The sequence below is a fragment of the Leuconostoc lactis KCTC 3528 = DSM 20202 genome (assembly GCF_014651235.1).
GTDB lineage: Bacteria > Bacillota > Bacilli > Lactobacillales > Lactobacillaceae > Leuconostoc > Leuconostoc lactis.
In genome coordinates, this window is sequence record NZ_BMWM01000001.1 from 135,877 (window position 1) to 160,629 (window position 24,753).

General features: G+C 43.8%; 23 protein-coding genes, 1 other RNA gene and 1 riboswitch. Of the genes, 4 read left to right on the plus strand and 20 right to left on the minus strand.

The genetic code is table 11. The features are described from left to right. Nucleotides 1-69 precede the first annotated feature (69 nt). The 17 genes from IE039_RS00630 to leuS form a co-directional block, all read right to left on the minus strand. Nucleotides 70-1,545 (minus strand): ABC transporter substrate-binding protein/permease, encoded by a 1,476-nt coding sequence (locus IE039_RS00630; RefSeq protein ID WP_189428549.1) that lies wholly within the window; start codon nucleotides 1,543-1,545, stop codon nucleotides 70-72. Between the two features lie 157 nt (nucleotides 1,546-1,702). Then, an RNA gene (rnpB, locus tag IE039_RS00635) (RNase P RNA component class B) lies at nucleotides 1,703-2,072 on the minus strand. Nucleotides 2,073-2,121: 49 nt separating this feature from the next. Further along, on the minus strand, nucleotides 2,122-2,502 hold the full coding sequence (gene gpsB / locus IE039_RS00640; protein WP_010003538.1) for a cell division regulator GpsB: 381 nt from the start codon (nucleotides 2,500-2,502) through the stop codon (nucleotides 2,122-2,124). Between the two features lie 76 nt (nucleotides 2,503-2,578). Then, nucleotides 2,579-3,151 carry an SLOG family protein gene (locus IE039_RS00645; RefSeq protein ID WP_189428550.1) on the minus strand — a complete coding sequence of 191 codons (573 nt, stop codon included), beginning with the start codon at nucleotides 3,149-3,151 and terminating at the stop codon, nucleotides 2,579-2,581. A 47-nt stretch (nucleotides 3,152-3,198) separates the two neighbouring features. After that, nucleotides 3,199-5,391 carry a transglycosylase domain-containing protein gene (locus tag IE039_RS00650; protein ID WP_189428551.1) on the minus strand — a complete coding sequence of 731 codons (2,193 nt, stop codon included), beginning with the start codon at nucleotides 5,389-5,391 and terminating at the stop codon, nucleotides 3,199-3,201. Nucleotides 5,392-5,415: 24 nt separating this feature from the next. Then, complete coding sequence (recU, locus tag IE039_RS00655) at nucleotides 5,416-6,030, minus strand: Holliday junction resolvase RecU (protein ID WP_010002672.1); 615 nt, start codon at nucleotides 6,028-6,030, stop codon at nucleotides 5,416-5,418. Between the two features lie 723 nt (nucleotides 6,031-6,753). Then, nucleotides 6,754-8,301, minus strand: coding sequence for a glutamine-hydrolyzing GMP synthase (gene guaA / locus IE039_RS00660; protein WP_189428552.1), 1,548 nt, complete (start codon nucleotides 8,299-8,301; stop codon nucleotides 6,754-6,756). 42 nt (nucleotides 8,302-8,343) lie between these two features. Beyond that, nucleotides 8,344-9,324 (minus strand): IMP dehydrogenase, encoded by a 981-nt coding sequence (locus tag IE039_RS00665; protein ID WP_189428553.1) that lies wholly within the window; start codon nucleotides 9,322-9,324, stop codon nucleotides 8,344-8,346. 23 nt (nucleotides 9,325-9,347) lie between these two features. Next, nucleotides 9,348-10,520, minus strand: coding sequence for an IMP dehydrogenase (gene guaB, locus IE039_RS00670; RefSeq protein WP_010003265.1), 1,173 nt, complete (start codon nucleotides 10,518-10,520; stop codon nucleotides 9,348-9,350). 199 nt (nucleotides 10,521-10,719) lie between these two features. Continuing rightward, nucleotides 10,720-10,816: riboswitch (purine riboswitch) on the minus strand. 61 nt (nucleotides 10,817-10,877) lie between these two features. Continuing rightward, nucleotides 10,878-11,753 (minus strand): C40 family peptidase, encoded by an 876-nt coding sequence (locus IE039_RS00675; RefSeq protein ID WP_189428554.1) that lies wholly within the window; start codon nucleotides 11,751-11,753, stop codon nucleotides 10,878-10,880. Nucleotides 11,754-11,837: 84 nt separating this feature from the next. Then, nucleotides 11,838-12,062, minus strand: coding sequence for a hypothetical protein (locus tag IE039_RS00680; RefSeq protein WP_010002635.1), 225 nt, complete (start codon nucleotides 12,060-12,062; stop codon nucleotides 11,838-11,840). A 123-nt stretch (nucleotides 12,063-12,185) separates the two neighbouring features. Then, nucleotides 12,186-13,082, minus strand: a complete 897-nt coding sequence (htpX, locus tag IE039_RS00685) for a zinc metalloprotease HtpX (RefSeq protein WP_010002633.1) — start codon at nucleotides 13,080-13,082, stop codon at nucleotides 12,186-12,188. Further along, nucleotides 13,082-13,630 carry a LemA family protein gene (locus IE039_RS00690; protein WP_010002631.1) on the minus strand — a complete coding sequence of 183 codons (549 nt, stop codon included), beginning with the start codon at nucleotides 13,628-13,630 and terminating at the stop codon, nucleotides 13,082-13,084. Before IE039_RS00690 ends, htpX begins: the two co-directional genes overlap by 1 nt. Before the next feature lie 58 nt (nucleotides 13,631-13,688). After that, nucleotides 13,689-14,606: a hypothetical protein gene (locus IE039_RS00695; RefSeq protein ID WP_010002630.1), complete on the minus strand. Its 918-nt coding sequence runs from the start codon at nucleotides 14,604-14,606 to the stop codon at nucleotides 13,689-13,691. 6 nt (nucleotides 14,607-14,612) lie between these two features. Beyond that, a complete protein-coding gene (locus tag IE039_RS00700; RefSeq protein ID WP_048701247.1) occupies nucleotides 14,613-15,464 on the minus strand; it encodes a hydrolase in 852 nt (283 codons plus the stop codon). A gap of 117 nt (nucleotides 15,465-15,581) precedes the next feature. Beyond that, on the minus strand, nucleotides 15,582-17,585 hold the full coding sequence (locus tag IE039_RS00705; RefSeq protein WP_189428555.1) for an oligosaccharide flippase family protein: 2,004 nt from the start codon (nucleotides 17,583-17,585) through the stop codon (nucleotides 15,582-15,584). A gap of 61 nt (nucleotides 17,586-17,646) precedes the next feature. Further along, on the minus strand, nucleotides 17,647-20,058 hold the full coding sequence (leuS, locus tag IE039_RS00710; RefSeq protein WP_095652478.1) for a leucine--tRNA ligase: 2,412 nt from the start codon (nucleotides 20,056-20,058) through the stop codon (nucleotides 17,647-17,649). Between the two features lie 344 nt (nucleotides 20,059-20,402). Here leuS and IE039_RS00715 point away from each other — a divergent pair, with 344 nt between their 5' ends. Genes IE039_RS00715 through IE039_RS00725 form a run of 3 tightly spaced genes read left to right on the plus strand, consistent with a single transcriptional unit; the run spans nucleotide 20,403 to nucleotide 22,337 of the window. Continuing rightward, on the plus strand, nucleotides 20,403-21,041 hold the full coding sequence (locus tag IE039_RS00715) for a phosphatase PAP2 family protein (protein ID WP_189428556.1): 639 nt from the start codon (nucleotides 20,403-20,405) through the stop codon (nucleotides 21,039-21,041). Next, nucleotides 21,022-21,543, plus strand: a complete 522-nt coding sequence (locus IE039_RS00720) for a hypothetical protein (protein ID WP_010002417.1) — start codon at nucleotides 21,022-21,024, stop codon at nucleotides 21,541-21,543. The genes IE039_RS00715 and IE039_RS00720 overlap by 20 nt, the downstream gene beginning before the upstream one ends. An 11-nt stretch (nucleotides 21,544-21,554) precedes the next feature. Beyond that, on the plus strand, nucleotides 21,555-22,337 hold the full coding sequence (locus tag IE039_RS00725) for a peptidylprolyl isomerase (RefSeq protein ID WP_048701255.1): 783 nt from the start codon (nucleotides 21,555-21,557) through the stop codon (nucleotides 22,335-22,337). A gap of 30 nt (nucleotides 22,338-22,367) precedes the next feature. On the opposite strand, the gene IE039_RS00730 is transcribed toward IE039_RS00725, so the two are convergent. From IE039_RS00730 to IE039_RS00740, 3 genes are all read right to left on the minus strand, one after another. Then, nucleotides 22,368-22,811 carry a universal stress protein gene (locus tag IE039_RS00730; protein WP_048701257.1) on the minus strand — a complete coding sequence of 148 codons (444 nt, stop codon included), beginning with the start codon at nucleotides 22,809-22,811 and terminating at the stop codon, nucleotides 22,368-22,370. A gap of 111 nt (nucleotides 22,812-22,922) precedes the next feature. Then, nucleotides 22,923-23,618, minus strand: a complete 696-nt coding sequence (gene rpiA, locus IE039_RS00735) for a ribose-5-phosphate isomerase RpiA (protein ID WP_048701259.1) — start codon at nucleotides 23,616-23,618, stop codon at nucleotides 22,923-22,925. 49 nt (nucleotides 23,619-23,667) lie between these two features. Further along, nucleotides 23,668-24,402, minus strand: coding sequence for an amino acid ABC transporter ATP-binding protein (locus tag IE039_RS00740; RefSeq protein ID WP_189428557.1), 735 nt, complete (start codon nucleotides 24,400-24,402; stop codon nucleotides 23,668-23,670). Between the two features lie 135 nt (nucleotides 24,403-24,537). Between IE039_RS00740 and IE039_RS00745 the strand changes: the two genes are divergently transcribed. After that, nucleotides 24,538-24,675, plus strand: coding sequence for a hypothetical protein (locus IE039_RS00745; protein WP_010003235.1), 138 nt, complete (start codon nucleotides 24,538-24,540; stop codon nucleotides 24,673-24,675). Nucleotides 24,676-24,753: the final 78 nt, after the last annotated feature.

The following is a 24,753-nucleotide window of genomic DNA, read 5'->3' on the forward strand; positions in this document are numbered from 1 at the left end:
AACCTGAATATTCGTTTTCTATCTTGCAATTAAAAAACGGTTTGACAAAATGTCAAACCGTTTTGCACATTAGCGACTGGTACGTGCCATACGCTTTTCAGCATAACCCAGGGCACGACTAATCGTAAAGGTTAATATAAAGTAAATGAATGACGCAATCAAAAGTGGGAAGAATGGCTTAAAGCTAGCACCTTGTACCACCCCTGTTTGGAACATCAATTCACCAACACCGATGACGGAGACAACAGAACCTTCCTTAATGACTGTTACAAACTCGTTTCCCAAAGCAGGTAAGATATTCTTAACCGCTTGTGGTAACACAATGAAACGCATTGTTTTACGCTTTGACAAACCAAGTGATCGCGCAGCTTCTGTTTGCCCGCCATCAACCGAGTTAATACCGGAACGAATAATTTCAGCAACATACGCAGCTGAATTCAAGCCCATTGCCAGTGAACCGGCGGCAAAAGCTGATAGGTTTAAGCCAATCACTTGTGTTCCGAAGAAGACCATGAACGCTTGGACCAACAACGGTGTCCCACGGACATATTCAACGTAAACATTACCAATCACTCTTAAAATAAAGTTTGGTGATAACTTAAAGAGGGCTAAAATCGTCCCCAAAACAACACCGATAATGACGGCAACTGCTGCTAAGGCCAAGGTAATCAAAGTCCCCTTGACAAACAAGTTCCCATACTTTGCCCAGAATGATTGCTTGGCAAACATCAATGTGTTCGCTTCTTTTTTGAATTTATTGAGTTGACCAGATGAGACCATTTGATCAATTGCAGCGTTGATTTTGGCTTGCAAAACTGGCGAATTCTTTGGCATAGCGATAGAAACCGCCCCTTCAGATTCGTTTGGCTTTGGATAAATAACCGCTAAGGCCTTATTTTGCTGCGCATACGCTTCTGAAATTGGATCATTTAAGACAACACCGGCAATCTTACCTGCAGACAATTGTGACACAAGATCGGGTACTTTTTGCAAACTAACCAACTTTGAGTTTGCCATGTTCTCTTGCACAAATGTCTCTTGGGTTGTTTGGCGTTGCGCCCCAACCTTCTTACCCGCAAAAGAACTCACATCAGTCGTAAACTGTGGGGCATTTTTCTTGAGAATCAACACCGTTTGTTTCGGTGACATGTAAGGTTTTGAAAAAGACACCACCTGTTCACGTTCTGGCGTCGCATTAATACCAGAAATAATGACGTCAATCTTACCCGTTTGCAACGCGCCGATTAAGCCATCAAAGCCCATTTCCTTGATTTGCATCTTAACGCCTAAATCTTTGGCAAGTTGCTTGGCCATGGCAACTTCAAAACCGACAATCTCATCACGACCATTGATCGTCGTGTGAAATTCAAACGGTGCATAATCAGCTGACATCCCGACAACTAAGACACCATTCTTTTTAATTTTGGCGTATGTTGCATCCGTGTCATCCGCATGCGCTTTTGGCACAAAGACCAACAACGTTGGTATGAGCAACATCATGCTAACCAAGACCATTAGCAGCTGTTTCATCTTTTTAAACTTCATACTTTTAAATCTCCCATCAACAATTAACGTAACTAATCATAACCTGATATGAATTTTTATGCAATAAAATTTTGATGATATGCAATCATATCCTGTATATTGCCACTTTTTTGTATACAAAAAAAGACGCCACAATGTGACGTCACCTGATGTAAGCATCTATAGGCCATGTTTTGTTCCAGTGATACGCAGGTACATATCACCTTCGGTAATCATCTATCTAAGTTTGTCGCCAAACCATACCAACCATCGCTTCAGTTCGCTAGATTAGCCGCCCCTACCAAAAGTTTGGGTTGCCCGCTTGCGGGGTTTACCTCGTCTCAAACGCTAGCTTTCACTAACGTATACGTTTCTATGGCACCTTCGAGCCTATTAAGACATAGCCTAAGCCTTAGCCTGTTCGACCGCCGTGACATTACTGCCCCTGGGTTTATTCTTTATCCCAGCACAAACACTACAACCATCACAGGTTGTGCGAGCATGGACCTTCCTCACGTTAGAAATATAACGCGCAATTACCCAATGCTTACAAAAAAATAATCATTCATGATGATAATCGTCCGTGATTCTGACGATTTAAAGGTTTTCTGCCCCTGGACCAAAGACAGCACGTTCCAAGTTGGCAACACGCTTGATCAAATCAAGGTTTGTCACGACTTGTTCAGCCTTTGGTGATTCAACAACAGTTGCTTCAACAGCGACAGGTGCCTCTGGTGTAACCGGTTGTACAGCTTGTTGCTTCAATGCGACAAGTTGTTCTTGCGAAGCCTTCAAGGCTGTCTGCAAACGGGCAACTTCACCTTGCAACTGTTCAATACGACCAGTGAAGGCACCATAATCTTTGATGATGTCATCCAAGAAACTGTCCACGTCTGCTGGGTCATAACCAACACCCATACGCTTTTGCTTAAAAACGCGCTCTAAAATGTCTTTTTGCGTGTATTTTACTTGTTCCACAAGTGCACACCTCATTTATTTTTTTACTTAATCTATATTACCAATAAAACGCGCCATTGACAAGAAAATTGCATGACTATTCTGGAAATGCTTGATTTTCTGCTAATTTTTCTTCATATTCAGTCGCATATTCTTGCAAGCTATACATATCAATCGTCGTTAATGGATATGGCATGGTGGCTTGCTGCTGTTCAATGGCTTGGAGATCATACCGTGTTTTGCCTTCAAAATCAGGATCGTAAACTAATAGTGCCGCATCCGTATGCGAGAGCATAAATTTTTGATAGTTCTTTAATTGCTGCGGCCCTTGATACGGTGCCTGCGAGACGCTATCTACAAAATCACACTGCGCTGCTAATTGCCGCAACTGCGCCTGATTATTTTCTTGCCATTGCTGCCCAAACTGTTGGAATGGATACATCATCGCCACTTTTAATTGGGGAAACTCTGCTTTCAGACTCAGCGCAACAGCCACACTCCACTGTTCCACCCCCAGTTGGCCACCAGTAATCACCCATTTCAATCCCAGATCTAGTTGCTGACGGATCACTTGTTCCAGGGCGTATTTCACCACCGTAATTTTAGGATCTTTTTCACCAAATGTACCGATTTCATAGCTACGATAGCCGGTTACCCATAATCTTGACATAAACCCTCTCTAAAATAAAAAACCTGCTCACGCAAGTTTTTTTAATACTAGTTGTTGCTGTTTGACGAACCAACCGAGGCAGCGCCAGCTGGAATACCAGCTTCACTTGGTGTTTCGCCAGACTGTGACGCAGATGTCACCGTTGGCAAACCACCATTACTCCACTTCGCATTTTTCACTTCATATTCCACAATATTACCATTGATTTTTGGTGTGACCGTGTCCGGCATCTTCCAATCCGAGTTCGGCTTGTTTTGCATCGCATATGACATCACCTTTTGATAGTACTGTGCTGGCAAATCTTGGTATGCCCAAGGAATATAACCTTGAGAATTATCATCATAACCAGTCCATGCTGACAAGACATAAGATCTTGTGAACCCAGTAAACCAAGCATCTTTAATGGCACGATCCGGCATTTGTTCCCCATCACCGAAACCAACCAACCCAGACTTCCCGGCTTGATGTAGGCCAGAAATCATCGCATCAGCTGCCGTCGCATTTGGCTTAATGACGCCTTTCATCATGTCAGTCAACATAAAGGCCGTACTTGACTTCATTGCCCGCTTACCCGACACACTGTAGTTATGGGTCGTCCCATCCGCAGTCACAACCTTTGAAATATAAGTTGGTTTGTAGTACGTGCCACCATTGGCGATGGCCCCAAACGCACCAGCTTCTTGAACTGTTGACAGTGGCATACCAATCGCATCTTGACCACCAGGGATCTTATTCAATTGAATACCCATCGCACTCATAAACTTAGAAGCATTTTCACCACCAACGGCTTCCAAAGCGTGCACGGCAGGAATGTTTCGTGATTGGGTTAAGGCAGTACGCATGGTAATATTACCCATGTATTTCCCATCCCAATCCGTAACATCAATATTTGTCCCAGGGTACTTATACTTTTTATCTTCAACCGTCCGATACGTTGGCCAGTTGAGATACTCAATGGCTGGGCCATAGTCCAACAACGGCTTAATGGATGAACCAGATGAACGACCAGTCAAAGTTGCATGGTTCGTTCCAAAAAGAATGTCTTGATTACGGCCGCCGATTTGCGCCACGATATGTCCGTTATTCGGATCAGTCATTGTCGCCCCAATTTGCGTATTATTTGATGGAAAAGCAATTGAATTACCATTGGCTAAATCATACATCTTTTGTTGCAAATCAGAATCTAAATTCGTATAAATCTTGAGACCAGGCTTTGACGTATCATACCCCGACGCCTTGGCTTCAGCAAGCGCAGATTGTACGTACCCATCGACGGTTTTACGACCAGCATTGGCGATTTGTGTCTTAGCCGTGATATCTTGTAAGCCATCACTAATTGGCACTTTCTTGGCATCATCAGCTTGCTTTTGACTAATCGCGCCATACTTCACCATTGCATCGAGGACCGTATCACGACGCGTCTTAGCAGCCGTCGTATCTTTCAGGTACGGATCATAGTTTGTTGGTGATTGTGGCATCCCCGCAAGCAAAGCCAGTTGTGGCAAAGAAAGTGCAGTTAACGGCTTCCCATAAAAATATTCAGCCGCCGTTTTCATCCCAGAAATCCCATGTCCCATGTACACCTTGTTCATGTAGAAAGTCAAGATTTCATCTTTTGAGAAATTCTTTTCCACCCGCATAGCTAACCAGGCTTCTTGCGCTTTACGCTTTAAGGTCTGATCAGCAGTTGAGGTACTAAACACCGATAATTTCACCAGTTGCTGGGTTAAAGTTGACCCACCCTGCATCCCTAATGCTGAACCACGTAAGTTAGCTAAAGCAGCACCGGCAATTCGAATGGGATCAACACCACCGTGCTTATAGAAGCGACGATCTTCAATCGACACCACTGCTTCTTTTAACGTTTTCGGAATTTCATTAGAATTTGCGTAATCACGTTGCACCGTCGACAATTTCCAAATCGGATTACCTTGATCGTCATAAATCGCGCTAGAATTTTCAGATGCTAAGTTTGATTCAGTAATATTAGGCGCTTCATTCGCATAAGTAAAGAAGACGGCTGCGCCAGCTAGCGCTCCGATAAACCCTAAGGTTAATAGCCATAAAAAGACGGTTAAGAGGATCCGTCGCCAAGATTTACGCTTCTTTGGTGGCTTTGAACCGCCCGTTCCACCCCCTTTGCCGTGATGCGGGGGAATCGTTGGGGGCTCAGTTGCAGTATGATTATCATACAAATTTTGATTACGATTCACACGTGACCATTGGTTATCATTTGCCATAATTTTTGGGCGTACTCCTAAATGTTATTCTAGCTGTTGAAAATATTGGTCAACTGCTTTTAAATAATCCAAACTGGGGTTCAGGCTGTGTGGGACTCTAAAACCATCACGCACGATTGCTTGATACGGAATTGATTGTTTACCTTGCAGGCGTTGCCACTGTTCAATTAAGTATCTGGCCGGATAGACGTAAGTTTCATCTAACGTTGTAAACTTAATTAAAACAAAGCCGATCCCATTTTGTGCCAGCACTTGCGCCAAATGCACAATCTGATGTTCATGAAAATTTTTCAACGGAAAAGACGTCTTATTTTTTGTCTCTTTCGCATCAAAATCAAGATACCGACCCTGATACACACCATTATAATCAGTTGTCGACGCTTGCTTAAAATAAGCCTCAGTAATCTTGGCGGCAGCACGAGCAGGATAGTCCACTTTCACAATCGTAATTGGGGTTGGCTTTTTATGTATGACAGCCAGCTCGTTCGCTAAGTAATAGGCATTTGCGAGGTTAATCTCTTCTTCTAACCCCATGCCACGTTTACCAAACGTTAAGGCCTTTTTAGTTGTCTTCCCAACCCGAACTTGATTGGCTGCTGTTGCGGTACGTCGAATACCAGCAGGATAATGAATCGCCATAAATGCCCTCAGATTATTTTGCACTATATACCTACCTATTTTACCATAAATCAAGACAATACAAGCGATATCGACCAGTATTATCAAAAGGCCGATATATTTTTAACGTATTGCTTTGACTGACCATCACATAAAAAAGACCCCAGCAAACAGCAGCTATTGGTCAATAAGCTGAAAGGAGATAGGGTAGGATTAAATCATGTTCTTAAGCTATCTGCTGGGGTAGCAGCAATATGAATCACGCCATCGCTACACAGTTATTATACCGCAGAGATGATAATACTTGTAAAAATTGACTTCTCAATTTTTTTACAATACAAAAAAAACGCCAGGTACTCAATGACATCAAGTACCTGGCGCATGATAATTTTAAAACCCAGCACACCCCTAAGACATCTTTCACAAATCGTTTTTTGATAACGTCTCAAATAAAATATATGGAAAATAAAAATATATAGAAAAAATTGCTTTGCAGCATACTAAATAAAACAAAAAGACGGTTTGTGCTGGGCTGACGCAGCGTCGTGCTACAAGTAAAATATGTCACAATCTCATTATTTTTGTCAAACCTTTATCAAAACTGAATCGTCATCAACGAATTGTTGGCTTGTTTTAATCAAAAAGGTCACGTATAGCATGCCTATACGTGACCTTAAATGATACTTTTAATTACCCCAAATGTCCCCAGAAACGCCTGTAACCCGCGTTATTAGGGGGCTATTTTTATTCCCATTCAACGGTAGCTGGTGGCTTAGCCGTGATGTCATAGACAACGCGGTTAATGTGCCCCACTTCATTGACAATGCGGGCAGAAATCTTTTGCAACAATTCCCATGGCAATTGCGCAAAGTCAGCTGTCATACCATCAACTGACGTAATGGCACGAATTGCGATTGTATAATCGTATGTGCGATAGTCACCCATCACACCAACTGAACGCACACCAGTCAACACGGTAAAGTATTGCCAAACGTCACCTTCAAGCCCAGCCTTAGCGATTTCATCGCGGAGAATCCAATCTGATTCACGGACGATTTCAAGCTTATCTTCCGTGATATCACCTAAGATACGGATCCCCAAACCAGGACCTGGGAATGGCTGACGCCATACCATTTCATGTGGCATATCCAAAGCTTCACCCAATTCACGAACTTCATCCTTGAACAACGTGTTCAATGGTTCAATCAACTGGAATTGCATATCTTCTGGCAAGCCACCCACGTTATGGTGTGACTTGATGGTTTGAGCTGTATCAGTACCTGATTCAATCACATCAGTATACAAAGTACCTTGCGCCAAGAAGTCGATATCTTTGAGCTTAGCCGCTTCATCATTAAAGACTTCAATGAATTCATTGCCAATGATCTTACGCTTTTGTTCTGGATCAGTGGCGCCAGCCAACTTTGATAAGAAACGTTCTTGCGCATCGACCTTAATAATGTTCAAACCAAATTGCTTGCCCATCATTTCCATCACTTGTTCCGCTTCATTCTTACGCAACAAACCATGATCCACAAAGATTGATGTCAATTGGTCACCAATTGCTTTATGCAACAAAACACCGACAACTGACGAATCCACCCCACCAGATAGACCGAGCAAAACTTTCTTGTCGCCAACCACTTCACGAATACGTGCAATTTGTTCGTCGATGAAGCCACTCATATCCCAGTTTGCTTCTGCGCCAGCAATATCAAACACAAAATTGTGCAAAATTTGCTTACCATGGTCAGATAAGGTTGTTTCGGCGTGGAATTGTACACCATACAGACGACGTTCATCGTTGGCAATTGCTGCAATCGGTGTCTTATCAGAACCACCAGCGACAACAAAACCTTCTGGCAAAGCCACAACGTTATCTGAATGGCTCATCAAGACCGTTTGATCTGCTGGTGTGTTAGCAAACAACAAGCCAGCTGTATCTGTTTGGTGTAATACTGTTTGCCCAAATTCCCCGTTACCAGGGTTTGCTTCAACTTTACCACCCAAGTTCTGAGCCATGAGTTGCATCCCGTAGCAGACACCCAATACTGGAATACCCAATTCAAAGATGTCATTATCAATCGTAAAAGCATCTTCTTCATAGACCGACTTAGGGCCACCAGACAAGATAATCGCTTTTGGATTATAGGCCTTCACTTCATCGGCCGTCATGTTGCGTGACTTTAATTCAGAAAAAACACCCATTTCACGAATGCGGCGGGTAATCAGTTGGTTATATTGGCTACCGTAGTCTAGTACAAGAACTTTATCGGCGTTTACATTAGCCATGCATTGTACTCCCTTTTATCCATTATGCGCATTTGCGCGAATTTATTGCGCGTAATTTGGCGCGATTTTAGTGATTTCAACATCGTGTGGATGTGATTCGCGCAGACCATTATCCGTAATTTGAACAAATTGTGCTGTTAGCTTAAGCTCGACAATCGTTGACGAACCAGTATAGCCCATCCCCGCACGCAAACCACCGTCTGCTTGGAAAATCGCATCATCAATCGACATGTCACCACCAGCAAATGTACCGTCTGCTTCTAGTACTTCACCCTTCAGTAAATCAGCTACCAAAATGGCATCAGCACCAGCAGAAATAGCTTTCACAACGTCACCTGAATAGTGTACGCCACCAGTGGCAATCACTGCCTTATCATAGTCAGCTGCCACTTCAGCAATGGCCATTGTCGTCGTCAAGAATGGGTAAAAGGCGTTGTTTGGTAATTGTGAATCGACTGAACGACCAGCAATCACGGCATCGACACCGTCTTGATAAAGCGCACCAGCAATACCTTGATCTTCAACCACCCCAACAGCGATAAACGTCGTTGGAAAGGCTTTACGTACCGCTTTAACAATATCATTAGTTTCTTTGTTCAAGCCAGCTTGCAAGTAGAAGAAAATCGCATCAGCACCGGCTGCAACGAGTTCGGCTACGCGTTCTTGAGCCCCAGTTGTCAACCAAACTTCAGCCGCAACACGTACGCGACCTTGGGCATCCAAAAAGGCTTTTGGATACTTATCCAAGTCAACCACTGTTGCTTTAGCAGCCGCAACTGCAGCCGCTTGTGCAGCAATATCTTCTTGTTCGGCAATGACACCAAGACCACCATTTAGCGCAGTCGCAGCAACACGGCTATCCGTGGCTGTGCCATTGGCTTCTGCAATCAGTGGGATATTGAGTGTAAAGTTATCTGCAAGTTGTGTCGCCAATGACACGGTATGCGGCAAAACATTTGATGCACCAGGCACTAGCAAGACTTGATCATAGCCTAGGCCCATAATTTCAGTATTTTCAGACATGTTTTTTCTCCGTGAATTTGTCATTAAAAGGTTGGGATCGTGATCGTCTTTTTCACGTTGTCACGTTCTGCTTCATAATCAATTACTTGGATATCACGCATAATTCGGTGGCCCTTTGTCAAATCATCGATTGATTGTTCACCAACTTTGGCCATTTCTTCACGAATTTCTGCCATCATTGTCCCTAACACATCAGCCAAAGCACCCTTATAGGCCACACGCGCTTCAATACCTTCGGGTACCATTTTCTTCGCTTCATTGACTTCGCCTTGGAAATAACGATCCTTTGAACCGGCTTCCATGGCTGCAATTGACCCCATCCCACGGTATGTCTTGTATTGCTTACCGTTATCTTCAAAGACTTCTCCTGGTGTTTCTGCTGTCCCAGAAAACATTGAACCAAGCATCACAGCATTACCACCAGAAGCCAAAGCTTTAATAATATCTTCCGCCGTCTTGGCCCCACCATCAGCGATGATTGACTTGCCACGACGAGCACCTTCTTCAGCAGCATCACGAACTGCTGAAAGTTGTGGTACACCGATACCAGCAACGACACGGGTTGTGCAGATTGAACCAGGGCCAATACCAACTTTAACCACGTCAGCACCAGCTTCATACAAAGCAGCTGCACCAGCCGTTGTGGCAATATTACCCGCAATAATGTTTAATTCTGGAAAGGCCTCACGCACTTCAGACACTTTACGCAACACACCTTCAGAATGACCATGTGCTGAATCCAAAACAATCGCATCAACGCCGGCAGCAACCATTGCTTCAACACGCTTGACTGTATCTGACGTCACACCGACCGCACCCGCCACTAGCAAACGCGCTTGGGCATCAACCGCAGCATTAGGGAATGCCGTCTGATCAAAAGTAGCCGTTTTAACGGCACGAATTTCATCTGCTTGTTCTGCAATAGTCATATTCTTATGCACAACACCTAAGCCACCTAATTTCGCCAATTCTGTGGCAAAACGCGCTTCTGTAACCGTGTCCATTGCAGCTGAAATCAAAGGCAATTGTAACTTTAACGTTGGCGTCAACACCGTGCTGACTGATACATCTTCTGGTTGGATTTGCGCAGTTGCGTCATAAACCAACTTCATATCATCAAAAGTTAAGCCCATCTTGGCAAACTTATTGCGTGCGCTGAACTTAGGCTTTTCGTCGTCTAAGAAAAATTTTTGCATGAGATCCTCCGATTTTAAACGTGATAACAACAGTGCCATGATTATGACTGTGTGTTCACCATTTATTGTTTAGTTAGGCCTTTTTGTCAACACAATTGTTAACGGATCCGCCGATTATGAGATAACAAAATTCGATATTTGGATACAAAAAAAGCATTTGGGATACACAGATCCACAAATGCTTGGCCAGTATTAAAGATACGAGCTAACACTTGCGGATAGTCACGACTTTTGGGGCGTGGTAGAAACTGCTGGCCATTTTCCAGCGATATATCTGCAAATAAACGATTTAGTTATTGGTATTACTTTACAGGTTTTTATGAGAAAAATCAACCCTTTTAATCTCACGAAATCTAGCTAAAATTGCCCGGCAAAACTTGGCATAAATGCAGATGAAATGGTTTCAACACGTACGGTTTCGCCTGGACCTGGGGCCGTCACATAGGCTTGATTACCAATATAAATGGCCACATGATAACTAGCCCCTGGCGTTCCCCAAAAGAGCAAATCACCTGGTTTGGCATCAGCTACCGCTTTCTTTTGAACGTAACCTTCTTGTGCTACCGAAGAATGTGATAGCGTTTTACCAATTGCTTGCTGGAAAACATAGCGCACAAGTCCTGAACAATCAAAACCAGCCAAGTCGTCGCCACCCCAAGCATACGGAATGTGTTGTTGCGTCAACGATTGTGCTAATGCCACAACACTTGGCGTTGCATTTGATACCGTTGGCGTGTTTGTTGGTAACGTCACGGGCTGTGCCGGCTTGGCATCAGTTGCAACATGATCTGATGTATTGTCCACGTTCACATCAGATTGGTGATTATTTTCTGTGGGTTGCGCGACTGTTGATGACGTTGGTTGACGTAACTGATCCCCTGATGACACCACCAAATCCACTGCATCACTGGCCGTTGTGCCAGTCGTCAACGTTGCCGAATCAGTTACCGGACGCGTCACTGGTTCAGTCGCGGTTGGTTGATTAGGTTGCACAAATGGTGCTGATGCCGGTTGTTCGGGTACTGGTTGCACTGTCACATCACTTGGCGTTGTTGTTTCTACTGCTACGCTCGCAGACGCACTGACTGTTGTTTGGTCAGCAGCAATGGTTGGTGCGACAGGTTGTGTATCGACAACTGATGGTGATGCGGTTGCCTGTGTTGTTGGGATTACCAACTGTTGGCCCACAGAAATCAAGTCAGAACCTTGATTATTCGCCACCAGTTCTGCCACACTAACATCATGCGCTTTGGCGATGTCCCAGAGTGAATCGCCATATTGTACGCGATAAATCTCTGGTTTTGTGGTGACGACAGCTTATGGCGTTGTCGGTGTCGACGCCACGATTTTACCCGTGGCAATTTTTAATGGTGCCGTCGCGGTCACACTCGTCTGTATAACTTTGCCTTGTCCAGATAGTGACACAACAGCCTGATTAACTGCCCGTTGGACTGCATCAGCGTGTGCTAAGCCAGTACCAAGACCGGCAACACTCAGTAAGCCCAACCCGGATGCAACGATTTGTTTATCAATTCTTTCCATACCGAATCCCTCTCTTTGCAACAAACTTTAAACTTTCTTAATTATCTTTATTCTATCATAACAATTAAAATTTGGTATACGCATTTACAACAAAAAAACATTGGCTGAAATTAGCCAATGTTTTTACATTTTCTCTAAACGGGCAATCCGTTCTGCAATCGGTGGATGTGTATCAAAAAGATGCGCTTTCTTTTCTAATGGGTTACTAATATAGAGCGCCGCCGATGATGGATCAACATCTTGCATTGGTGGGGCACTGTCTAATTTACGTAACGCTGCAATCAATTCTTGCGGATTACGGGTTAACGCCACACTGCCCGCATCTGCTAAGTATTCACGGTTACGTGAAATAGCCATTTGAATGATCGCTGCAACTAACGGTGCAAACATCATGACCGCCAGTGACAAGACAAAAATAAGAATCTGCCCGCCACCACTATTATTGTCGCGATTATCTCGATCACGGCCGCTCGCGCCAGCGAAAAACCACCAATTACTGCCTAAGTTGGTCAGCATGGTAATCGCTGCTGTTAACGCTAACGCAATTGTTGCAATGCGAATATCATAGTTACGAATATGACTCATTTCATGCGCAATCACACCTTCCAGTTCCTGACGATTCATTAACGCCAGCAGCCCCGTTGTCACGGCCACAGCAGCAGTTTTCGGGCTATTGCCAGTCGCAAAGGCATTCGGACTATCATCTTGAATAATAAACACGCGTGGCATTGGTACTTGTGCCACCATGGCCATGTCTTCAACCGTATGCCAAAGTTCTGGTGCTTGGTCAGCGCGTGTTACCTCAATGGCATGATTCATGGTCATCACCAAATTAGTTGAATTACTCACCATCAATAAACTATAAATAGCGCCAATGACCAACCCACCAACGATTCCCGTTGTCAAAGAACCTAATAACAAGTAACCAACCGCAGCCCCAACAAGCCCAACTAGGATTAAAAAACCAAGCAAAAGGCCAACTGTCCGTCGTTTATTGGATTGTATCTGCTCATATAACATTAAAACTTAACCGTTGGCACTTCTTTCTCAGACTCAGGGACCGCAATAAATTCGCTGGGTTCAAAATGATGGATACCGGCAATAATATTGCTAGGAAAAGCTTGCAACTTCGTGTTATAGCTTGCTGTTGTCGTGTTAAACAATTGCCGTGAGTAGGCAATTTTGTTTTCAGTATTTGTTAATTCTTCTTGCAATTTCGTAAAGTTTGCACTCGCCTTGAGGTCAGGATAAGCTTCAGCAACGGCAAACAAGTGTGTCAAGGCGTTTGACAATTGATCAGAAGCTGCCATTGTGGCCGCAGGGCCTTGCGCACTTGACACATTTGTCCGCGCATCTGTGACAGCTTGCAACGTTGACTTTTCAAAATCAGCATATCCTTTTACCGTATTGACTAAATTAGGAATTAAGTCATTTCGTCGTTTCAATTGCACATCAATTTGGCTCCAAGCCTCTTTGGTCTGCATACGCGACTTAACCAAGCCGTTGTACACGCTAATCCACACAATGGCAACAACTGCAATGATGGCAACGCCAATCAGTAATGTCATATTGATCTCCTTTAAATACATCTGACAACAAAGTACTCGCATCACGCGTTCAGCGTTATCAATCGACAAACACTTCGCGCTTATCTTTTAACCCAACATAGGTCAGCTGTTCAGCGTACCAATAGTAAAAGAACGGCAGTTGCTGTAGTAACGTGAAAATTGTGATAACCTTATCATGATCTATAATATCATAAGTCCATTGCGAATGGCCGTCATCTTGACGATGTTGGGTTAGTTTCAAGGCAATATCACCGATACTAATTTCCGCACCTGAAGTCTCTCCCTGCATCCGCTTGAGCACAAATTGTTGTTTAGCCGCTGTGACAAACAAACTATCTAAGACATAGGCCGGTAAATCCTTTTGCATCATGACTAAGGCCGTTTGTTGCGCCGCGTCAAGTCCCGGCATATCAATATCATAGCCAATATCCCCCAGCTGCATCGCAATGGCCACCAAGCGTTTTTGGAACGTGGTTAGTGCCTCAACCCCGGCAAGTTGGATCGCCTCTGTTTGTACCAATTTGGCAAACTGCTGGGTATCCAAATACAACCGTTGCCGATTCATATCCCAGTAAAGGACACGCAAGTTTTGGGCCGTTTCTTCTAAATAATAACCGCCAGCAGCCAACGGTGCTTTCGTAAAGCGGAAAGCGGCATTGGGCCATTCAGAAAAATGTAACTCCGCCACTTTTTGCCCTTGCGGGAGTGCAATGGTTGTGTCTGAAAGGGAAGCCGCTTCTGATAACTTGGCAAAGGCCACAGTGACCCAGTGCGTGTTGGGAAACCAAAACGGATTGGCAATTCGCATCATCTCAGCTTGATGCATATCGAACGCCAGCATCTTTTGTAAAATATCTAATAATTCGGTTGGTTCTGTCGTTGTGCCCAATGCGTCGACAAGTACTTGCCAACGTTCAAATAACATGAGATCTTTTCTAAGTTGTGCACTATATTGGTTTGTTTCGAAATTATCCATACACACCTAGTCCTTACTAAATTGTGTCAAGTAAGCCACATAGCTATTAGCCAAAGCCGTCGTGAATGCCGGCACTGTTTCAAATTGGCTCAAAATGGCTTGCAATTCAAGTTGGCGTAGCGCATCTTCTTTTTCCAAAGTGAGTAATTCTTCTTGTTGGACAGCCAACTTCTTTTCCACTTCAGGCACTCTTTTTTGCGTCGCCAATAATAGTTCGCGTTTTTTTTCCAAGCTTTCACGAGTCGCCTTATCATTTCGGCCAAACAGACCCGATTTGTTGGCCTGCAACGCATTAATTTGATCTTCAAGGACCTGCAATTCTAGCCGTCGCTTGGTATCATCAGCCAAAAAAGCCTCTAGTCCCATGATAATTTGATTGACTTCTTGGATATGCGCTGCATTCAAACTATCGCCGTTGGCTAATTGCGCGGTTTGTGTCAATTCTGTCACCACTTTTTGGTCATAATCAATGGTAATCGTGAGCACATTTAAAACGCCGAGTTGCCGATGATGCCACCAGTCACCAAGATAAACCCGATACAATATGGGATTTTCGTCATCTTGTTCAAAACGTAGAAAATCAAAAGTTGCCGTTAAGTAGGCCAATAATTCTGGCGCTAAAAAGTGCGCAATATCTTGCTGAATATCAGCGACTAAACTCGCCAGTTCCTGATTACTGTCAGCATGCGCGCGTTGTCGAATTTGTTCATTATATTTTTTTGAATCGAGCAATTCATAGACCAATGGCACTTGATTTGTCGAAATTGCTGTCTGCAATTGGCCCAAATACAAAATTTTGTGATCTAATTGATTAATTAACTCTGGTTGCAAAACGGTTTGCGTGTCTTGATTTGTCATAACAGACCTCCTATCGCACAAAACTTATTTTTAGCATACACCAACCCTGCATTGAAAAGTAGTCTATTAATAATTTTTTATCTACTTCATTTGGCGTCAAAAAAAACGACGAGTCACTCATCGTTTTGGTTGTAATATAGCGGGGATCCGGTCCATGCGCGGTCCAAGAAGATCATCCCCAAATCCCATTTTAAGATAAATGATTGCGACAACAATGCCACCAATGCCGGCACTTAAGAACGTTGTCAACGTGACAGACAATTTGGTATCCATTGGGAATATAAAGTTGCTCATCAAAAACACAATCCCGTAGGCTACCGCTGCCATCACTAAGGCACCCATGAATAATTGCCAGAGTTCTCTACCAAGCGACCCCAATGACACGCCATACGCCGCATTGAGATAATCTAGCATAAAGGCAATCGCTACGGTCATCCCAATGACACTTGCAATTAACGCGCCCATGCCCTCAAAATAGCGAATCATCGGTACTTGCAAAACAATTTTGACTAACAAGCCGTAAACAAACGCCTTAATCACAATGGAAACTTCCGATAATGCTTGTAAAATAAATGCCAGTAACATAAACAAACTAAAGACAATGGCCAAAATTGTTGAATATTGTAGTAAGTAAATGCCCTCTTGATTTGATACATCAATTGGATAAAACATCTTATACAACGGTGAGGCAATCGCAAACATCCCCAAAGCGCTTGGCAACATCACAATCGCAAACAGCTTAATGACCTGCTTAAGCTGTTGTTGAATATCGGCGTGTGTCAAAGTCGCCTTACTACCCGACAGCATTGGCAAAGCAGTTGCGGCGATACTTGTCGAAAATGGCACAATGATCATAATCAACTTATTCGGATTGGCACTAAACAAGGCAAAATCTGTCTGTAACTGTGCATTCGTCATAGCAAAAAAATGACTCATCACATTAAAATAAGTATATTGATCGACTAATTGGAACAGTGTGATAGCGGAACCAATAATAATAAACGGCCAAGATTCTTTTAAAATATCCAGGATTAATTTTAAGGTTGGTGTTTTGACGTGTGGCGCATCATGTGGCATTGGCTGCATCACAATGTTGTGATACTTAATCCAGCCCCAACCAAGCACCAGCATACTAAACAGCGCACCGATGAAGGCCGCAAAGGTTGACTGCACCACAACGGCACTCCAGTTACCCGGCGTCGCTTTCAAAATAATCACCGCACTCACCAACATATAGATGATACGTGCAATTTGTTCAACAATTTGAGACAAAGCCGACACGCTCATCAACTGATAACCCTGAAAAATGCCGCGCAACATCGACATTAATGGGAAAATTGCTACGGCCGGTGCCAAAGAATGGAGCACTGGGATAAAGTTAGGATCCCCCATGGCCAACCAAGGCGTTAACACATAAATCGTGGCCCCAAAGACCAATCCCAAAAATACCCCTAAAATCAAGGAGTGCCGCGTTAATTGTCGTGATTGATGCACATCACGTTGCGCATGATATTGCGCCACCAACTTTGAAATAGCAGCTGGGACACCAAACGTTGCAATGGCCAAGAAAACAGCATAAATATTGTACCCCTGGCCAAACAAACCATTAGCCCGGTTTGAATCAGCACCTAACAGCGCCATCCAGGGCACAATATAAACCGCGCCAAGAATACGAGAAATAATATTCCCTGCTGACAGCCAAGCTGAGCCTTTGATCAGCGTCGCTTGCACCTGATCTTGTGCTGACTTTGTGGCGTCTGGTTGAGGCGTAGGCGCTTTTTTGGGCGTCACAACCGTTTTGATGTCGCTCGCGAACGGATCGGCAGCTTGCGAAGACTGCAACTGGGGCTTCTTTTTCCGAATGTTTTGACGCGCTTGGTCATTCTGTGCTTGCATTGCCGCTAATTGTTCAGCAGCGCGTTGTGTTTGTCCCTGAGGCTGCGGGCGTTTTGATTGTGGTTGACGAGCAGCTGAACTATTATCAGGTTGTTTTTTTGCTTGGATGCGTTGACGGGCGCGGGCTAGAATTTCATCTGCACTTAATATCTGGCCGTCCACATTGATTTTATCAACATGCTTTCCTTGCATTTTTGAATCGCTTGGATGCTGTTCATCCGTCATGTGTGTACTCCTCTTGCATTATGTACGCTGGTAATGGCTTACCAGCATTTTAAATCATCTTTTAGCCAACAACAATGTTGACAAATTTGCCTGGAATGGCGATGACCTTGCGGATTGTCTTATCCGCGATAAACTTTTGAACGTTATCATCTGCTTTAGCCGCAGCAATCATGCCATCTTGATCGATATCACGCGCCACTGTGGCCTTCCCACGCACTTTACCGTTGACTTGGAAAATAATCTCAACCGTATCTTCAACAAGTTGTGCTGGATCATAAGTTGGCCAAGCCACATATGAAATAGAAGCTTCTTGTCCCAAACGGACCCATAGTTCTTCTGATAGATGCGGTGCAAATGGTGCCAATAGTTGCACAAAGCCTGTCATGTAATCCAAGAACAAGCTGTCGGCCTTATAGGCTTCATTGACAAACACCATCATTTGAGAAATTGCCGTGTTAAAGCGCATGTTTTCAAGATCTTCCGTGACCTTTTTCACCGTTTGATGATAAATCTTATCCAACTCACCGGAATTAACCGTCGTAACACGGTCACGTAGTTGACCGTCATCATCAATCAACAAGCGCCAAACACGATCTAACCAACGGCGTGAGCCCGTAATGCCTTCTTCAGACCATGGCTTGCTTTGTGTCAATGGTCCCATGAACATTTCATACACTCGCAGCGTATCGGCACCAAATTCAGCCACGATATCATCCGGATTGACCACGTTACCCTTTGACTTCGACATCTTTTCATGGTTCTCACCAAGAATCATACCTTGGTTGACCAACTTTTGGAAGGGTTCCTTTGTTGGCACAACGCCAAGATCATACAAGAACTTGTGCCAGAAACGCGCGTACAATAAGTGTAACACAGCATGTTCGGCCCCGCCAACGTACAAGTCAACATTCATCCAATACTTTAATTTCTCGGGATCAGCCAATTGTTCTTGGTTACGTGGATCAATATAACGCAAGAAATACCATGATGAACCAGCCCATTGTGGCATCGTATTAGTTTCACGACGGCCCTTCACGCCATCTTCACGGGTTACTTCTAACCAATCGGTTAGGTTTGCCAGTGGTGATTCACCATTACCTGAAGGTCGTAGTTCAGTTGCACGTGGCAAAAGCAATGGTAATTCGGCTTCAGGCACAAGACTCTTCGTCCCGTCTTCCCAATGAATGACTGGAATTGGTTCACCCCAATAACGTTGCCGTGAGAAGACCCAGTCACGCAAACGGAAGTTTGTTTGTGCGTGTCCTGCTTGATGGGCTTCCAACCAAGTAATCATCTCATCAATTGCTGTTGCTTTATCTAAGCCATCCAAAAATTCTGAGTTGATGTGCACACCATCGCCAGTGTATGGTGCTTCGGTAATATCGCCACCAGCAATCACCGGCTTAATATCGAGACCGAACTTCTTGGCAAACTCATAATCACGCTCATCATGGGCTGGTACCGCCATGATAGCCCCCGTCCCATAAGAAGCCAAAACATAATCAGCAATCCAAATGGGTAATTGTTCGCCGTTGACGGGATTAATGCCATAAGCACCAGTGAAGACACCAGTCTTATCCTTGTTCAAATCCGTCCGTTCAAGATCTGACTTTGCGGCAATTGACGCACGGTAATCGGCCACTGCTTGGGCTTGTTCGGCTGACACAATTTGATCAACCAATGGATGTTCAGGCGCTAACACCATATAACTTGCGCCAAAAAGCGTGTCCGGCCGTGTTGTGTAGACTTCGATCTTGTCGTCAGTATTAGCAACGTCAAAGAAAACTGCAGCCCCCTTTGAACGACCAATCCAATTACGTTGTTGTTCTTTAATCGCTTCTGGCCAATCCAAGTCTTCTAAATCGTCAACCAAACGATCAGCGTACGCTGTAATCTTTAAGACCCATTGACGCAAGGCTTTACGTTCAACAGGGTTACCAGAACGCTCTGACTTCCCATCAATCACTTCTTCATTGGCCAAAACCACACGGTCAATCGGATCCCAGTTGACCATCATGTTAGACTCGTAAGCCAAACCTTTTTCGTACAACTTTTCAAAAATCCATTGTGTCCACTTATAATATTCTGGATCGGTTGTGTTAATTTCACGATCCCAATCATATGACAAGCCCAAAGCTTTGATTTGTTCACGGAAATGGTCAATGTTTTCGCTAGTGAAGTCTGCTGGATTATGCCCCGTCTTCATTGCATATTGTTCCGCAGGTAAACCAAACGCATCCCAGCCCATTGGATGTAAGACATTATACCCATTGGCACGCTTAAAGCGACTCATAATATCCGTGGCCGTGTAGCCTTCGGGGTGTCCCACGTGCAAGCCTTGGCCTGATGGATAAGGGAACATATCCATGGCATAATACTTGGGCTTGCTGGTGTCATCTGTCGTCGCAAAAGTTTGGTGTTCATCCCAAAACTTTTGCCACTTTTGCTCGATTTGTTGATGTTCGTATGGCATGTTTGTTGATGTGATAGGCTGTTAACAGCCTATCACGTTCCTCCTGAAAAATTTAATCACATTTAGGCTAAAAAATCGCCCTATGTCACACTAAAAAGTGTGACATAGGGCGATTTAACGCGGTACCACCTATGTTCACGTATTCCTACGCCTCAAAAGTCTTAACGCGACGCCACGTCAAAAGCTACTGTTAGTTCACTCTCAATTGCTTTAACCGAGTTCCACATGTTGCTTGGTAGACTTGCACCACCGTCTACTCTCTGAATGCCACGCGATGTGTACTAATGCTAAATATAATGCTCTAATTATATCACGTTTTCTGTAAATCAGGTATACTATATATTATGCTTAAGAAACAAAATTTTGACTTATTTTTAACTGTTTTTGCCGCTTTAACCTTCACGGTGTTACTCATTGGTATCCTGACCAAAGCCACCTGGTTAGCGCAATTGAATCATATCGGTCAGCTGGTCATTCAACAGCGCTCACCGCAGTTAAATACCCTATTTATGACCGTAACACAATTAGGTAGTATCGCCATCAGCACCGGTCTAACCACGTTAATTGCCGTCATTTTAATCAGTCAACGGCAATGGCGTTGGGCCAGTTTTATCGTGACTAATGTCGCCATTTTTGCTGGACTAGGAACTGCTCTCATTAAAAACTGGGTGCAAAATCCGCGGCCACAGCCACAACTTTTACCTGAGACAGGCTACAGCTTCCCTTCTGGTCACAGTATGGTGGCAGTTTTACTCTACGGCACCCTGATTCTAATGGGACAACATTTTGTACAAAAACGTTGGTGCCGTTATCTCATGATTACGGTTTTAGCGTTCATTATCTGTCTCATTCCAATTAGTCGTGTTTATCTTAATGTCCATTATCTCAGCGATGTCCTGGCCGGCCTATCACTCGGCTGGATATTACTCAGACTCTCTTATTACCTATTTTTTGGAGAACAGTATGCTACCAACAACACATAACTTAGTCCATCAATTAATCGAACAAACCGTGCATGTTGGCGACACAACCATTGATGGTACCACTGCCAACGGCATTAACACGCGCTTTTTGGCAACGCGTGTCGGTCCAACTGGTCGTGTCTTAAGTTACACCGCCACCAAAGATAATGCGAATGCAGCTGCCGCTTCACTTTTTATGAGTGGTTTGTCTGAACGTGTCACCTTACTCGGAAAAACAATTGATCGGCAATTCGTCACCGAATTAGGACCTCAATCACAGGCACGCATTGCCATTTTTGATTATTCTCAAGCCGCACAAAATGCAGCGGATCGGCCGGTTGATTATCTGGACCAAATTGATCGCGTTTTGCCCCGTTTAACCCACGGTGGCCTCCTGATTGTCCTGTTTAGTGAGACCCCTGCTGATTGGCAAACTTATCAAAAAAGTCTCCTGAAAGCCGACTATCAGCAAGCGGCCTATCTCACGGAAGCCGCCCAAGCTTATCTCATTGAACGCATTTAAGGAGTTCAGACATGCACAAGAAAAAACAATATGTCGGGGTTGCTGCCATGGCAGTCCTCTTAGTCGCCATTCTAATCGGTATCTTAGTCTTAACGACCAAAGACCAACAGACCGAAACAACTGCGCAAACCGCCACCTCACAAACAAAAAAAGATCCTAATTTAGACAAAGTCCCTTTGCCACAACTTAATGATACGGTCGCAGATAATGAAAGCGAAGTGCGTATCAGTACGACGATGGGCGATATCACCATTAAGTTGTTCAACCAATATGCCCCACTCGCAGTTGAGAACTTCCTCACCCATGCCAAAGATGGTTACTATAACAACACCATTTTCCATCGTGTCATTAATGATTTCATGATTCAAGGTGGTGATCCGAAGGGTAACGGTTCTGGTGGCACATCAATTTGGCATGATAAGAACACAGCGATCGACAGTGGTAACGGTTTTAAAAATGAGACCAGTTCATCCCTGTATAATATTCGTGGTGCGTTATCAATGGCCAATGCTGGTCCAGATACAAACGGGTCACAATTCTTTATTAATCAAAATAAAAGCGATCAAACCAAAAAAATTGATCAAAACAACTATCCAGCCAAAATTGTAGACGCTTACAAACATGGTGGTAATCCATCGCTTGATGGTAGTTATACCGTGTTTGGTCAAGTGATTGCCGGTATGGACGTTGTTGATAAAATTGCAGCACAAAAAGTTAAAGCAAGTGGTGAAGGGTCAACACCGGTTGATCCAGTTAAAATCACTGGTATTACAATTCTCAAAGAAGCCAAATAAAAAAGCACCTGCGGGTGCTTTTTTTATGTCTTATTGCGGTAATTCGCCGGTTCTTAGGACTAAGACATCAACTGCGGCTGATTTTGTCACATAGGATGGTACTGTCCCTGCCATTGCACGTTGTAGGCGGCTTAAGCCTGTTTCACCAACAACGATAAGATCATTATGATGATCTTTTGGAAAGTCATTGGCAATTACTTTTTTAGGGGTCCCAAAACGCACGTGAATATCCACATCATCATGACCAATACTGCGGGCGTAGGCATAGGCCGTCTGAATAGCGGCTTCAGCATCTTGTTCCATTTGATACACAATGTCTGCATTCATCACCATCGTGCCAAAGTAGCCACCACTTGTATCGACGACATTCAAAATATCTAAATGGGCGTTTGGCGCCATCTCATGCGCCCGTTTGATTAACAAATTGGCAACATTTGAGCCATCAATTGCAACTAAAATATTTTTATAGGCCATCTCACTTATGCTGTTGCATTAGGTTACGCAACATACTCCTTAACTTATGATCTTATAAGCCCATTATACCGCTTTTCTCACTGTAATGTAAGCGCTTTACTTATGTTGCATTTATTGCTGTAAATTTTGCCGTAACAAGAATGCTGGTCCATGTTCCTGACCAATAATGATTTCATCAGCGATATTCAAAAAGAGGCCATGTTCAACAACGCCCACGCGACCGTCTAAATATTTCCCAAGTTCTTCTGGTTGGTCAATAACCTCTAAATGTAAATCAACAATGTAGTGTCCCATATCCGTGACCACTGGTTCGCCGTCTTTAAGCCGCAACACTGGATGTAGTTGCTGTTGCGCAAATTCCGCAACCAATTTACCATGCCCAAATGGTACAATTTCAACCGGTAAGGGAAAACTGCCTAATCGCTGATGCACCTTTTGTTGATCGACAATCCAAACAATGCGCTTTGAGTTTTTAGCGACAATTTTTTCCATCAAAAAGGCCGCACCACCACCCTTAATCCCATTCATTTGAACATCAACTTCATCGGCCCCATCCACCGTTAAATCAATTGTAGGCGCATCATCAATGTCCACAATTGTAATACCTAGCGCTTGGGCTTGCGCGGCTGTTTTAAAAGATGTTGTCACACCGATAATGTGCAGCTGTTCCTCACGGATGCGTGCAGCTAACGCCTCTAAGAAGTAGGCCACCGTCGAACCCGTCCCCAAACCAACTGTCATCCCATCAGTAATCAGTTGCGCGGCTGTTTCGCCAGCCTGTCGTTTTTCGTCATTAATCGTTATCATACCCTCATGATAACAAAAAACACGGTGAAATATAACCGTGTCATGCAAATTATAAAACTTTCTGTAGGAAATCTTGGGCACGTGCTGTCGTTGGTGCTGCAAAGAATTGTTCCGGCGTAGCCACTTCCTGTAGCCCACCATCGGCTATAAACCAAATGGTATCGGCCACTTCGCGGGCAAACCCCATTTCGTGCGTGACAACCAACATGGTCATCCCATTTTCAGCAAGTTGATTCATAACCTGAAGCACTTCACCGACCATTTCTGGATCTAACGCACTCGTTGGTTCATCAAATAACATCACGTCAGGCGACATCGCCAACGCCCGCGCAATCGCCACACGTTGTTTTTGCCCACCAGATAAACTAGCCGGATAGGCATCCTGCTTATCGGCTAAGCCGACTTGTGCCAACAATTTCTGACCAAACTCAGTGGCAGCCTGATCAGATAACTTTTTCACTTGAACCGGTGCCAGCTTAATATTTTCTAAGACTGTTAAATTAGGAAATAGATTGAAGTTTTGAAAAACCATCCCCATTTTTTCACGTAGTTGATCCAATGCTTTCTCGCTCAAATTGGTCAATTCGTTACCTTCAAAAATGACTTGGCCGCTCGTTGGCGCATCCAGTAAGTTAACCGCCCGTAAAAAGGTTGATTTACCAGCACCAGATGGGCCAAGAATGGCAATTACCTCGCCCTGTTTGACCTGTGCATTCACGTGATCAAAAATTACCTTATCACCATATTGTTTTTTTAAATCAACGATTTTTAATAATTCAGTCATTGCCTTACTCCTTTGATCTCTAGCTTTAATTATACACACTCACAATAAATATGCATTTAATATACGAAAAACTTTTGAATATTTGTATATTTTTGCATATAAAGTGCGTTATACTATCAAGAACGGAGGTGAACTATGGCAAAAATTGTAACGCGCGAAGAACAGAACGTCAATCCATTGGATCAACTGATCTCATTACCGGATGAAACGGCAGATGATGCCCGTTCAGCTGCCTTGGGTCGCGCCCAAGCAGATGATCAAGCAGATAACTAACCCCAAGGATAACAATAAGTTATCCTATTTTTTTTGCATAAAAAAAACACATACAATGTATGTGTTTTTAAAACTAAT

Bases quoted from the DNA above. Each gene is read 5' to 3' on its own strand.
- IE039_RS00740 (WP_189428557.1), bottom strand. From the start codon at position 24,402: ATGACTGAATTATTAAAAATCGTTGATTTAAAAAAACAATATGGTGAT.
- leuS (WP_095652478.1), bottom strand. From the start codon at position 20,058: ATGCCATACGAACATCAACAAATCGAGCAAAAGTGGCAAAAGTTTTGG.
- IE039_RS00725 (WP_048701255.1), top strand. From the start codon at position 21,555: ATGCACAAGAAAAAACAATATGTCGGGGTTGCTGCCATGGCAGTCCTC.
- recU (WP_010002672.1), bottom strand. From the start codon at position 6,030: ATGGCGATTCATTATCCTGCTGGTATTCGACGTACCGCAACAGCAGCC.
- IE039_RS00730 (WP_048701257.1), bottom strand. From the start codon at position 22,811: ATGGCCTATAAAAATATTTTAGTTGCAATTGATGGCTCAAATGTTGCC.
- IE039_RS00690 (WP_010002631.1), bottom strand. From the start codon at position 13,630: ATGACATTACTGATTGGCGTTGCCATCATTGCAGTTGTTGCCATTGTG.
- IE039_RS00695 (WP_010002630.1), bottom strand. From the start codon at position 14,606: ATGGATAATTTCGAAACAAACCAATATAGTGCACAACTTAGAAAAGAT.
- IE039_RS00680 (WP_010002635.1), bottom strand. From the start codon at position 12,062: ATGGAAAGAATTGATAAACAAATCGTTGCATCCGGGTTGGGCTTACTG.
- IE039_RS00715 (WP_189428556.1), top strand. From the start codon at position 20,403: ATGCTTAAGAAACAAAATTTTGACTTATTTTTAACTGTTTTTGCCGCT.
- IE039_RS00745 (WP_010003235.1), top strand. From the start codon at position 24,538: ATGGCAAAAATTGTAACGCGCGAAGAACAGAACGTCAATCCATTGGAT.
- guaA (WP_189428552.1), bottom strand. From the start codon at position 8,301: ATGGCTAATGTAAACGCCGATAAAGTTCTTGTACTAGACTACGGTAGC.
- IE039_RS00645 (WP_189428550.1), bottom strand. From the start codon at position 3,151: ATGTCAAGATTATGGGTAACCGGCTATCGTAGCTATGAAATCGGTACA.
- IE039_RS00665 (WP_189428553.1), bottom strand. From the start codon at position 9,324: ATGTCTGAAAATACTGAAATTATGGGCCTAGGCTATGATCAAGTCTTG.
- IE039_RS00630 (WP_189428549.1), bottom strand. From the start codon at position 1,545: ATGAAGTTTAAAAAGATGAAACAGCTGCTAATGGTCTTGGTTAGCATG.
- htpX (WP_010002633.1), bottom strand. From the start codon at position 13,082: ATGTTATATGAGCAGATACAATCCAATAAACGACGGACAGTTGGCCTT.
- IE039_RS00720 (WP_010002417.1), top strand. From the start codon at position 21,022: ATGCTACCAACAACACATAACTTAGTCCATCAATTAATCGAACAAACC.
- guaB (WP_010003265.1), bottom strand. From the start codon at position 10,520: ATGCAAAAATTTTTCTTAGACGACGAAAAGCCTAAGTTCAGCGCACGC.
- IE039_RS00705 (WP_189428555.1), bottom strand. From the start codon at position 17,585: ATGACGGATGAACAGCATCCAAGCGATTCAAAAATGCAAGGAAAGCAT.
- IE039_RS00700 (WP_048701247.1), bottom strand. From the start codon at position 15,464: ATGACAAATCAAGACACGCAAACCGTTTTGCAACCAGAGTTAATTAAT.
- rpiA (WP_048701259.1), bottom strand. From the start codon at position 23,618: ATGATAACGATTAATGACGAAAAACGACAGGCTGGCGAAACAGCCGCG.
- IE039_RS00650 (WP_189428551.1), bottom strand. From the start codon at position 5,391: ATGGCAAATGATAACCAATGGTCACGTGTGAATCGTAATCAAAATTTG.